Source organism: Planococcus sp. A6 (genome assembly GCF_028823615.1).
In the GTDB taxonomy this organism is placed as follows: Bacteria; Bacillota; Bacilli; order Bacillales_A; family Planococcaceae; genus Planococcus.
The window spans coordinates 1-12,788 of the sequence record NZ_JAPEHT010000099.1; the positions used below are offsets into that span (position 1 = coordinate 1).

Below are 12,788 nucleotides of genomic sequence, written 5' to 3' on the forward strand. Positions count from 1 at the left end.
GAGCTAAAAATTAGCTTCCGCGGTTCCACCCTAGTTGACGCAACAATCTGCGCCCTCTCTGTCCGGATAACGGCCGGAACCGTCTTAGCCTAATAAGCGCGGGGCGCCGTTCAGTAAAGAACCTCAAGAGTGTTGTTCGTTGCAGATCTCTGCAGGAAAGCTTTCAGCCCAGGGCTTTCCCTCTCTTTTCAGTCGATGCCAGCAATTACTTTCTCCGTCTTCAGCAAAAATTATATAAGTAGAATAAATCAATCTTAATCAGCTGAAGAAATCTTGTCAAGCTTTTGCATACATTGCCTGATTTTTTTGATATTATGATGAAGATGAACTTAATTTAGGAGGCCCGCTATGCAACGACGATTATTACTCACCTTGCTGGTTTTCATTTTGGCCCTATCTGGCACGATCCCATTAGCCGTTTCGAATCCTGCCCATGCAGATAACGGCGAGGTGTCCGCGACCGGCTCAACGGTCAACATCCGGACCGGGCCGGGTTTGAGCTATGAAGTGATCGGCTCGATGAAACAAGGTAACAAAGCACAACAAGTTTCACGCAGCGGCGATTGGATCGAGATCCGCCACGGCAATACAGAAGGTTGGGTTGCTTCCTGGCTCGTCAGCACAGAACAAGCACAAGAGGCATCAGCCCAAACCGCTGTATCCTCTGTCGACAGCTTGAACATCCGCGCGCAGGCAGATCTATCTTCCGCAGTGCTGTCGAAAATGAATGCCGGCGAACAAGCACAAGTGATTGCGAGCCACGGTGACTGGACAGAAGTCCAATTCCGTAATGTCCGCGGCTTCGTCTCGACACAATACATAAGCTTGACTGAGCAACAAGCCGCGTCTCCGGAAGACTCCTCTTCCAAAGAACCGGCAGAAGAGGCTCAAGCTCTTGAAAAACTGTCTTCATTCCGCATCGCGGTCGACGCACTGAATGTCCGTTCTGAACCGAGTTTAAACGCGGAAATCCAGGCCTCCGTTAAAGAAGGCCAAGTATTCAACGTAAAAGGAATGAACGGTAATTGGGTCCAGCTTGAACTTGCAGAAGGTGAAACCGGCTGGGTCTACGCCTTCTACGGCGAATTGTCCGACCAGCCCGCACAACAAGCAAGCTCTACCGATGAACAAGTGACCGTCCTTACCGACGGCACGAATCTGCGCGCACAAGCGAACACCTCTTCAGAAGTAGTCACGCGGGCGGATGCCGGCATGCAGCTATCGGTCGCAGGCAAAGAAGGCCAATGGTATTTAGTGGCGCTTGAAGATGGCCGCCAAGCTTATATTGCCGACTGGGTCGTGCGCACAGGAACATCCACTGAAACAGCCGAGGCCGAAAAAGAGCAACCCGTAAGAAAAGCCGGCACACTGAATGGCTTGACAGTCGTCTTGGATCCGGGCCACGGAGGCAATGACGGTGGCACAGTCGGTGTCCGGAAAACGAACGAAAAAGACCTGACCTTGAAAACAGCTGAAATTTTGTCCCACCACCTGCGCTCGGCAGGGGCGGAAGTCGTCATGACGAGGCAGTCCGATGTTTACGTCGATCTTCGCCACCGCGTTTCCGAAAGCCATCAAGTGGCGGCGGATGCCTTCATCAGCATCCATTATGATGCCACGGAAGACAGCAGCGTTTCCGGCTTCACTTCGTATTACCAGCATCCGTACCAGCAAAAATTGGCCGAGCACATCAACGGCGGTTTGGCCGGTAAATTGACACTCAATGACCGGGGCGCAAGAAAAGGCAATTACCTCGTCTTGCGGGATAATCGCCAGGCCGCGGTGCTTGTCGAACTTGGCTTCCTCAGTAATTTCAACGAAGAACGCATCGTCTCGAGCGACCAATTCCGCGAACAAGCGGCACTTGGCCTTTACAACGGCATCATCAGCTATTTCGATTCTGAATTAAGCGAATAAAATCGAATGCCCCGCTTCTCAAATGAGAAGCGGGGCATTTTTGTTAACAGCGGATTGGAACTTGAGGTTGAAAGCTTCAACGGATCATTTCCAGGCGTTTTATCCATCAAAAAAGAGGCAAGTAGATTTGCTTGCCTCTTTCTCTCGTTATTTCTTGGCACCATCCGAATCGACGATGATGGTGACCGGCCCGTCGTTGACGAGCTGGACATCCATCATCGCGCCGAATACGCCGGTTTCGACCTGGAGGCCGTGGCTTGTCAATTCCTCGTTGAATTTCAGCCACAACGGTTCCGCTTGTTCCGGGCGCGCCGCTTCGACAAAGCTCGGGCGCCGCCCTTTTTTCACGTCTCCGTACAAGGTGAACTGGGAAATTGATAGCACGCTGCCCCCCGCTTCCTCGATCGAGCGATTCATCTTGCCGTCTTCGTCTTCGAACAAGCGAAGCCCAGCAATTTTCTTGGCGGCATAAACTGCATCCGCTTCGCTATCGCTATGGGTGATGCCGACCAATAAAACATAGCCGGAATCGATTGCCCCGGTAATTTGCCCGTCAACGGTGACGGACGCTTTTTTTGAACGCTGCAATACGACTCTCATGGCTCCTCCTTAATTCGTCACGCGTGTAACCGAATAAACGTCCGGAATTTGCTTGATGCGTTCCACGACACGGTTCAGGTGAGAGATATGCGGAATCATGATCGACAAATTGATCGTTGCGATCTTGTCTTTGTCGGCACGCCCGCTGACGGCGGTAATCGTCGTCTTCGTCTCGCTGACCATATGCATCACTTCGTTAATCAAGCCGGTGCGGTCGTATGCCTGCACTTCGATATCGATTTGATACGATTTGTTTTCAGGAGACCCGGCGTTTTCCCATTCGACCGGGATCAGCCGGTCGGATTCATCTGCCTGGATATTCGGGCAATCTGCGCGGTGAACCGAGACGCCACGGCCTTTGGTGATAAAACCGAGAATGGCATCGCCCGGCACCGGGTTGCAGCATTTCGACAAACGAATCATCATATTGTCGATGCCGCGCACGATGACGCCGGATTCCGTCTGTTTTTTGGGCTGGTTGGATTTCATTTCCACGGTGATTTTTTCGATGGCTTCTTCCTGCTCGCGCTTTTTGCGCTGGCGCTCCGCCAAACGGTTGACGACTTGCTGGGCGGTGATGCCGTTGAACCCGACAGCCGCATACATATCATCTTCGCTGGCGAAATTGTATTTCTCGATGACGCGTTTAATGTTCTCCGCTGTCAGCACTTCTTTTTGGGTGAATTCCTGTGCTTTGATTTCTTTTTCGACGAGGTCGCGCCCTTTATGGACGTTGTCGTCGCGTACTTGCTTCTTGAAGAATTGCTTGATTTTGTTTTTTGCCTGCGTCGATTTGGCGATATTCAGCCAATCGCGGCTTGGGCCGACCGATTGCTTGGACGTCAAGATTTCGACAATGTCGCCGGTATGCAGTTCGTGATCGAGCGGTACCATTTTACCGTTCACTTTTGCACCGATCGTCTTATTGCCGATTTCGCTATGGACGCGGTAGGCAAAATCGATTGGGCAAGAGCCGTCTGGCATTTCGATAACGTCGCCTTTTGGTGAGAACACGTAGACCATATCCGAAAACAAGTCGAATTTCAGTGATTCCATGAATTCTTCCGCATTGTCTGATTCGTTCTGGAAATCAAGGATTTCACGGAACCACGACAGGCGGGAATCCACGGAACTGAGCGGCTTGTCAGAAGTCTTGCCTTCTTTGTATGCCCAGTGCGCCGCGACCCCGTATTCGGCTATGCGGTGCATTTCTTCGGTGCGGATCTGCACTTCCAAAGGATCGCCCTGCGGCCCGATGACCGTCGTATGCAGCGATTGGTACAAATTCTGTTTCGGCATGGCGATGTAATCCTTGAAGCGCCCCGGCATCGGCTTCCATGTGGAATGGATGATGCCAAGCACCGCGTAACAGTCTTTGATGCTATCGACCGTGATGCGCACAGCGAGCAAATCATAGATTTCATTGAATTGCTTGTTTTGCATCGCCATTTTCTTGTAAATACTGTAAATATGCTTCGGACGCCCGAATAGATCGGCTTCAATGCCCACCTCATCCAGCTGGACGCGGATTTCGCCCATAACATTATTCAAATAATCTTCCCGCTCCGTGCGTTTTTTCTTCATTAGATTGACGATGCGGTAATATTGCTGAGGGTTCAAATAACGGAGAGCCGTGTCTTCAAGCTCCCATTTGATCGTATTGATCCCTAAGCGGTGTGCAATCGGCGCAAAGATCTCCAGCGTCTCGTTCGCTTTGATGCGCTGCTTTTCGACCGATTGGTATTTCAAGGTACGCAAATTATGCAGACGGTCCGCTAGCTTGATAAGGATGACGCGGATATCCTGCGCCATCGCGACAAACATCTTGCGGTGGTTTTCCGCCTGCTGTTCTTCTTTCGACATATACTTGATCTTGCTGAGTTTCGTCACGCCATCGACCAATAATGCGACTTCTTCATCGAATTCGCGGACGATGTCTTCGCGGCTGACGTCGGTGTCTTCTACGACATCATGCAAAAAACCCGCTGCGACTGTGGCCGGATCCATCTGCAATTCTGCGAGGATCCCGGCCACTTGCACCGGATGCACAATATACGGTTCGCCGGATTTCCGGAATTGGCCATCATGGGCTTCATAGGCAAGCTGGTAAGCCTTCTTAATCGTTTCTACGTGCTCTGCATTCATATAGGACGCAACCATTTCGAATACATCTTCAACTGTTCTCACTTGATCTTTCGCCATAATTGCCCACCTTGCTTTATTTATTTCCAGAAGAGTATTTCTTTATTATAGATAACTTTCCGCTAAAAAGTAAAGCTTTTGCGTGTTTTCATCTATCTCCCGGAAATACCCCAGGGGCTACAGGCGGTCTGCTTTCTGTTTACGGATGCCGTCGACCATGATCCATTTGCTGTCATCGCCCACTGCGACGGTCTTGTTCGATGAGTCGACGCTCATGATGTTCTTGACACGGACGTTGCGCGCGCTTTGCTTTCCGCCCATGATGGAAATGTCAGATCCCGCGGTCCGGAAGCCGCGTACCACGCCATTCGACAGCGAAATATGCTCAGCCCGGTACTGTACAGCGGAGGCCGGCCGCCCTTTATAATCATAGAGCGGATCGCCTTCGAACAGGAAGCGGTTGATCGCAACATTGCGGTAGCCGGAAATGACCAACGAGCGCGGCGATGAATCTTTATAAAGCCGCGTTTCGACAGGTGCCAGTGAAACGAGGCGCTGCGCTTTGATATTATAGGCCGATAAGGATTCAGGATCTTCCCTCAAGTGATGGCCGATATGCCGGAAGTTGAATGAGCGGTTGTCATTGACCGACAAATGGCCGGAAATGAAAACGCCGGACGCTGCCGACGAATTGGCGTGCGCTTTGATTTCGATGCCGCCGAAGCAGCGTGAGGTCGAATTATTGAACAGCCAGACGTGCCTCGATCCGTCATCGATTTCAATGCCATTGGAATTGGAGTAGCCTTTTTTATGCGCTTTCCCGCTCGGGTCGGAAAAATGGCAGTTCGAGACGAAGACATAATCGCTATGATGGGTCGTCAAGCCGTCGTCCCCGAAGCCGAAACCGTTCACTTTATCGACCCAGATATACTTGCTGCCGCCCCTCCCGCGCATGCCGTCGCCTGCGTAATTATAAAGCGGCGAGGTGATGTCGACGCAGTGCAGTCCGGGATTGATCGCTTCGACATCCCGTACCCAGCCGTACGTGACACCCGCAAAAGTGACACAGCTTGAATAATTGCCCCAGGCATTGGTGCGTTCGGTCTGTCCGAGCCGTTCCACATTCCAGTCGAGGCTCAAGCTTTCGATCGAGATATTGCGGTTGCCGGTCACATAATTGGAGTTCGTCAATAAACGCGAACGCTTCGGTGCTTTCGGATGCAGCTTGATAACCGAGGCGGTCTTGCCCGCCCCGACGATCCGGCTCCATGACGGGACGCGGATGCCTTTGACGATATAGACGCCAGGCGGGACCGTCACTTCTACACGCCCATTGCCGATCGCTTTCTTGAATGCTTCGGTGCAATCGGTGATGCCGTCGCCGATCGCCCCGTAATCGCGTATGTTGACACGCCGGTTGATCGTCGAATCGAGCTTTTTGTATTCGCGGTCCAACTTGCCTTTCCATTCCGGAAACAGGTCTTGGCCAAACACGATGGTGCCATAACCGTTATCGTCCGCCACTTCATACTCATCGGCAAAAACAGACCAGAGCTTCTCGAAAAAATGGACAGGCCGTTTGATGCGTACACGCGGGAGATCTTTCTTGATGTCATTGAACAGCGCTTCGGTCTCCCTGGTAGTCTGTTCTAGAGGAGTTGCATCGTTTAACAGCTGCCCGATCAATTCATTGTTTTGCACAGGGTCATACCGTCTGTCCAATTCAATCATGGAAATCACCTCTCTCGCTAGTTTCTTTCTCTACCATACCCTACCATCAGAAAAAAAATCACCTTGCCCAAAAAGGCAAGGTGATTTTCTTAATATTGCATCAAAGTCGTGACATCGTAGCCATCGAGGTTCTTGCGGCCATCCAAATAAGTCAATTCGATTAAAAATGCGCAGCCGACAACAACGCCGCCAAGCTGTTCGACCAAGTTGATCGTCGCGTTGATCGTTCCGCCGGTAGCCAAAAGATCGTCTGTGATCAAGACGCGCTGCCCCGGTTTGATGGCATCTTTGTGCATCGTCAAAACATCTGTCCCGTATTCGAGGCCGTATTGTGCGCGAATCACTTCACGCGGCAATTTGCCTTCTTTGCGGACTGGCGCAAAGCCGATTCCTAGCGCGTAAGCGACAGGGCAGCCAATGATAAAGCCGCGTGCTTCCGGTCCGACGATAAGTTCTGCATCGACCGTCTTCGCATAAGCGACGATTTGGTCCGTTGCGTATTTATAGGCTTCGCCGCTGTCCATCAAAGATGTAATATCCTTGAATTTGATTCCTGGCTTCGGCCAATCTTCTACGATGGTTATATATTGCTTTAAATCCATAATTCTTCCTCCTTGGCTGACACTTGGGCGTCAAACCAGTCTTTTAGATCCCGATAGGATGCATACAAGAGCTTTTGTTCCAAGGCAATTTGCCGCTCGCGCTTCTTGTAAGACGGCGCTTCTGACAGATCACGTTTTCCCGGAGCCTGTGCAATCTCGGTAATTCCATTGTTAAGTGTAACAAAACCGAGTTCAAAAAACACCTGAAGCATGAAAAATAATGTTTCCCGGCTCCAGCCTTTATGTTTGGCAAGTTCTTCGCCGTTCTTTTTGAAGTCGAACATCCCGCGCTTCTTGACGAATCCGAACAGCCATTTGAATTGGTCGCGGTCCGGGATGCGCTCGAAATATTGGGATTCCTGCGCATAGAAATGGGCATAGACACGCTTCGGCCGCAGCTGTTTGAGAACAGTCGACAACTGCTCTTCTGAATCCGGCAGATCCAACAGCACAAGATGGTCTTTCGCAGAATCCGATTCAGCGAGAGCTTGTGCGGCAACGATCGGCCCTTCTAGCAATGAACTGAATACAGCTTCCGTTTCTTTCTGGAAAGCCACGAATACCTGGTTTTGCTTCGGGATGAGCTTCGACCAGCGGCTGACTTGGCGGATGCCGCGGATATCGAATAATTGCCACTCATCCGTGCGGATATCCTCGACTAGCAGCTGCGGTTTTTTACGGCCGTTCCATTCGTTGATCTGCAGATCGCCGATGACATCAATTTTCACATCAGGCGTCAGTTCATCGCCGAGCTCCCCGATACCGAAGCCGACTGCGTCCAAAGTGGAACCGTTTTGCGCCAGCTCCATCTTCAAATGCGCTTGGCTCGCACCGATTTTGCGGATGCCGGCGACCTTGACGCCTTCCAAATAAAATTTCGGCTTGGCAAAACCCATGCCGAACGGTGCTAGGCGGCGCATGCCTTCAATCGTGTCCGTATTGACTTCATCGAGCGTCACAGGGATATCAATCGACACGACCGGCACCAAATCTTCTGCAGTTAATGACGCTTTCGCTTGTTCGTTCAAACGTTCGCGCAATTCGTCGACATCTCCCGCAGCAAGTGTCATGCCCGCTGCCATCGGGTGGCCGCCGAAATGCGGCAGGATGTCGCGGTTTTTGGCGAGTTCATTATATAAATGGAAGCCTTCGATGCTGCGCGCCGAGCCTTTCGCTTTGCCGTTCGCCAAATCGAGCGACAACACAATCGACGGGCGGTAGAACTTCTCGGTCAGTTTCGAGGCGACGATGCCGACAACGCCAGGGTTCCACCCTTCCTGCGCCACGACGATGACGTGTGGCAGGTGTTCCCCATAGCGCGCTTCCACTTGCTCGATTGCCTGCTCGGAAATCGCCTTGACGATCGCCTGGCGTTCTTTATTCAAGACGTCCAATCCATCTGCCAGGGATCTTGCTTCCGATGGATCGTCAGTCATGAACATTCGCACGGCCGGGTCTGCTGATTGCAAACGGCCAATCGCATTGATGCGCGGGCCGAACATGAAGCCGATTGTCTCTTCCGTAATGTCGCGCTGCTTGACGCCAGCTACATCCGCGAGCGCCGCAATGGCTGGCATTGGCGAATCTTGCAAAGCACGCAAGCCTTCTTTGACGAGCACGCGGTTTTCACCGTGCAACGGCACCAAATCGGCAATCGTGCCGATGGCGACTAGCTCCGTCAAATGGTCCGGGATGTCGCCATAAAGCGCCTGTGCCATTTTGAATGCAACACCGACACCGGCCAGTTCGCCGAACGGGTACTTGCCTTCTGGATGCCGCGGATGGATGACCGCGAGTGCTGCTGGGAGTTCATCGCCGATATCGTGATGGTCACTGATGATGACGTCCATCCCGAGTTCGTTCGCCAAGCGCACCGGCTCGATTCCTGACACGCCGTTATCAACCGTGACGATCAAGGCGATGCCTTCAGCATGGGCTTCTTTGAACAACTCCGCATTCGGGCCGTAGCCATGGTCAAAGCGGTTCGGGATCTTGAACGACACATCCGCGCCCAAGTCTTCCAGCACCGTCATCATGACCGTTGTGCTCGTAACGCCATCGGCATCATAATCGCCGTAGACCAGAATTTTTTCTTCCGCTTCAATCGCCTGTTGGATACGCGCCACAGCGACGTCCATATCCTTCATCAGAAACGGATTATGTATGCCGGATAATTCAACATCCAGAAATTCCTGCGCTTTTTCCACCGTGTTGATGCCGCGTGTGACGAGGATTTTCGCCAGCACGGAAGACAAGGAAAGCGCCTCTTGTAATTCCTGGACCGCTTGTTCATCCGGTGTTGTCAATTGCCATCTTTTTTTCGATTCTATCATTGGTCTTCACTTCCTCACCCGTACATTATACAACATCAGCGGACAGACAAAAACCTTTCGGCGCTTAGCCGAAAGGTTCATTTTTTACAATTCGTCGCGGCGCTTGTCAACTCGACGGTCTTCTGTGTCGTTAACGCCGAACTCGTCGCGTTTAGGCTGCGACCGGAGCGACTCGTCTGCATCATGCGTCCGTTCTTCTCCGGTGACGACCATTGCATCAGGCGTGACGCCCGCTTTCTGGTATTCAGCGATTTCATTCTGCTGCGTGGCGATAAGCGATTCCTTGACCGCCACTTCTTTTTGGAGCGTCTTCACTTTGCGTTTTAATTGGTACGTGCGTGTCATGGCAAGAATGCTCGACAATAGGAAGCCAAGCAATGCAGACACGAGAATGACCAAGATCAACGGCCATTGTGATTCGCCGAACACATAATTGACCGGCACATTGTCGACATTAAATACTGCAAATACCGCGATGATGATAGCAAAAACAAGACCGAGCAATAAGAGCCATTGCAATTTCATGTGAACCATCCTTTCTGTTCCAGCTGCGTACACCGTGCCGCTTTTTACACAAAAAAAGGGACAAGGTATCAATACTCTATACCCTGTCCCTTTCTCCTATTAAACTTAAACGACCGGTTCGTCGGAGCCCCATTTCGACTCTTGTTCTTTCTTCTCGATATCGATCGGCCCTTTTTTATTCAACTCGCGTTTTTTCAACACGAGCCATAGCTGGGCAGCGATGAAGATCGAAGAATACGTCCCTGCAATCAAGCCAATCAATAAAGCGATCGAGAAATTCGTAATCGATGCAGCGCCGAAAATCAAAAGCGCCAGCACGACCAGGAATACGGTCATGACTGTATTGATGGAACGTGTTAAGGTCTGTCGCAGCGAAGTATTGACGATTCTCTCCAATTGATCGACCGTCTCCACTTTTTTGACGCGGCGCATGTTTTCACGAATGCGGTCAAAGGTGACAATCGTGTCGTTGATTGAATACCCGATGATTGTCAACACAGCCGCGATAAAGGTGATATCCACTTCAAGACGCAGAATGCTAAATGCCGCAACAATGAAGAATGCATCGTGCAACAATGCTACGACAGAAGCAACCCCCATGCGCCATTCAAATCGGAATGCCACATAGATAATGATGCCCACTGCCGCGATGGCAAGTGCATACAAAGCATTTTGTGCAAGTTCAATCCCAACTGTCGGGGAAACCGTCGACACGTTCGGCTCGATTCCGTATTCATCTACAGCTGCAGATTTCAACTCCTCGATTTCCTGTTGGCTGAATTCCTCTGCATAACGAACGACCCCGATGGAAGAACCTTCACCTGCCATGACAATGTCATCCGATGGGAAACCAGCGTCTTCAAGGAAACTTCCCACTTCCTCTTGTGACAATGAGGATTCGGACGTAACTTCCACGCGTGTACCACTGGAGAAATCAATTCCCAAATTCAATTGGAAAATCGATAGCACGACCATCCCTGACAAGATGAGCGCAAGTGACGCAGCAAAGAATTTACGGCGGTTGCCGGCAAAATCAAAGCGGTCGTAAGGCGTTGTCAAATCCGTGATGTGCAAGTCTTCTTCTTTTGCATGAATCTTGTTCTTCGATAAGCCGAACCAGCCTGGCTTGTTATCCAAGAATCCGCTCCACACCCAAAGACCGAGCATCAGGCGAGAACCCCATACGGCTGTCAGGAAGCTCGCGAGAATGGAAATGATCAACATCGTCGCGAAGCCTTTGACAGAGCTAGTGCCGAAATAGAACAAGACGGCCGCTGCAAGCAGCGTCGTGATATTGGCATCGATGATTGCAGAGAACGACGATCTGGCGCCGGCACGGAACGCATCCCGCACAGTCTGGCCAGTCCGCAGCTCCTCGCGTATCCGCTCATAGGTGATGATATTGGCATCAACTGCCATCCCGACACCGAGCATGATTGCTGCAATCCCCGGCAAGGTCAGCACGCCGCCAATCCATTCGAAGATCACGAGGATCAAATAAACGTAAGCGGAAAGCGTGATGACGGCAATCGCACCAGGGAAACGGTAGAACAACAGCATGAAAATGAGGACAGCCGCGATGCCGATGCCGGCTGCGAATGTCGTCTGTTCAAGCGCCTGTTCACCAAATTGCGCGCCGACTGAAGTCGAATAAATTTCTTCCAATTTCACCGGCAATGCCCCGGCATTCAAGATACCTGCCAAGTTCTGCGTTTCCTCTACGGTAAAGGAACCGGAGATTTCAACACTCGGTGAATTGATGCGCTGTGAAACGCGCGGGTCGGAAACGAACTTCGGATCCGCTTTCAAGCGCTCTTCCTGATAGGAGTCGACGCCTTCCTCAAAATCGAGCCAGATGACTAACACATTATCCGGTGCCGGCTTTTGGGCAATTTCGCCAGTCACTTCGGCGAATTTGCCCGGTTCGTTCAACTCAAGCGTGACGATCGGCTGGCCTTCCTGATTAAAAGTGGCCGTGGCACCGCCTTGCGCGAGGTCGTTACCGGATAGCATGACATTATCCTCCGCATCGCGGAACGATAAATTCGCTTCGGTCGAAAGCAGCTCACGGGCAGATGATTGATCTTCAACCCCTGCCAATTGGACGCGAATCCGGTTGCCGCTTTCGATTTGAATATTCGGTTCACTGACGCCGAGTACATCGATGCGGCTTCTCAGTGCATCCGTCGTATCGGAAACGACTTCTTCTGTAATTTCCTGGCCTTCTTCGAGCTCTTCCACTTGGTAAAGAACTTCGAATCCGCCCTGCAGATCCAGCCCAAGATTGATGTCTTTGGCGATCGGCAGGCTGGTTGTGCCAATCAGCCCGATGAGCATGAATACCAGCAGGAAAAAGGCGATGATGCGAGATCTTGCTTTCATATGTATAGTTCCTCCTCAATATAGAACACAGCACTTACATTATCGGTGACGTGCCAAAAGGTGTCAAATCCCGCGCGGTTTCTGGCGCGCTGGACGAAGAAGCTGCTGCAGGTCCTCCATGCTGTCTTCCGAGAAAAAGTTTGCGGTTTTAAAGCCCTCCACCTGATGGTAAGCGACAAAATCGGAGGCTGTCAGATCCATAATATCCGACACCATCTCATGCAAGCGCATGTCTTCGACTTTTTTCTTTTTCCACGCTTTTTTCAGGCAATAATCCCACAAGGCTTCCGGGGTGAATGTTTCATATTGCAAATACGTGAATTCGCTGCATTTGCTCTCCAATGCTGGCAGCACCTGCTCGTATTTTTCCGGATAGCTCATCATGTCGGTTCTCCTTTCTGCAGTTCTGTTTCCATTGTAACTCTCAGATGGAAATTTTAGAACAAATGCATGAAAATTTTTGGAAAATTGTTTAATTTATTTTGGTTAAAATAAGTTAATGAAATCGCTCCAGGCGGACGCTTTCCGCGGGCATGGCTTGAGCCTCCTCGGTCGC

Annotated in this window: 9 protein-coding genes; 1 reads left to right on the forward strand and 8 read right to left on the reverse strand. The window is 51.1% G+C overall.

Annotated features, from left to right (window positions below; translation table 11 throughout):
* The first annotated feature begins 348 nt into the window (after positions 1–348).
* The gene (locus tag ON064_RS13590) at positions 349–1,917 is read left to right on the forward strand and encodes an N-acetylmuramoyl-L-alanine amidase family protein (protein ID WP_274625190.1); all 1,569 of its coding nucleotides are present in this window, start codon (positions 349–351) and stop codon (positions 1,915–1,917) included.
* A 147-nt stretch (positions 1,918–2,064) separates the two neighbouring features.
* Here ON064_RS13590 and dtd read toward each other — a convergent pair whose 3' ends face one another.
* From dtd to ON064_RS13630, 8 genes are all read right to left on the reverse strand, one after another.
* Complete coding sequence (gene dtd / locus ON064_RS13595) at positions 2,065–2,517, reverse strand: D-aminoacyl-tRNA deacylase (protein ID WP_274625191.1); 453 nt, start codon at positions 2,515–2,517, stop codon at positions 2,065–2,067.
* 9 nt (positions 2,518–2,526) lie between these two features.
* Positions 2,527–4,719, reverse strand: coding sequence for a RelA/SpoT family protein (locus ON064_RS13600; RefSeq protein WP_274625192.1), 2,193 nt, complete (start codon positions 4,717–4,719; stop codon positions 2,527–2,529).
* 117 nt (positions 4,720–4,836) lie between these two features.
* Positions 4,837–6,390: a glycosyl hydrolase family 28-related protein gene (locus ON064_RS13605; RefSeq protein WP_274625193.1), complete on the reverse strand. Its 1,554-nt coding sequence runs from the start codon at positions 6,388–6,390 to the stop codon at positions 4,837–4,839.
* Between the two features lie 89 nt (positions 6,391–6,479).
* On the reverse strand, positions 6,480–6,992 hold the full coding sequence (locus ON064_RS13610; RefSeq protein WP_058380980.1) for an adenine phosphoribosyltransferase: 513 nt from the start codon (positions 6,990–6,992) through the stop codon (positions 6,480–6,482).
* Positions 6,983–9,325: a single-stranded-DNA-specific exonuclease RecJ gene (gene recJ / locus ON064_RS13615; RefSeq protein ID WP_274625194.1), complete on the reverse strand. Its 2,343-nt coding sequence runs from the start codon at positions 9,323–9,325 to the stop codon at positions 6,983–6,985. Before recJ ends, ON064_RS13610 begins: the two co-directional genes overlap by 10 nt.
* Positions 9,326–9,409: 84 nt before the next feature.
* Complete coding sequence (locus ON064_RS13620; protein ID WP_274625195.1) at positions 9,410–9,850, reverse strand: LapA family protein; 441 nt, start codon at positions 9,848–9,850, stop codon at positions 9,410–9,412.
* Positions 9,851–9,955: 105 nt separating this feature from the next.
* Entirely contained in the window at positions 9,956–12,232 is a 2,277-nt protein-coding gene (gene secDF, locus ON064_RS13625) for a protein translocase subunit SecDF (protein ID WP_274625196.1), read from the reverse strand.
* A gap of 63 nt (positions 12,233–12,295) precedes the next feature.
* A complete protein-coding gene (locus ON064_RS13630) occupies positions 12,296–12,616 on the reverse strand; it encodes a post-transcriptional regulator (RefSeq protein ID WP_121300106.1) in 321 nt (106 codons plus the stop codon).
* Between the last annotated feature and the right edge of the window lie 172 nt (positions 12,617–12,788).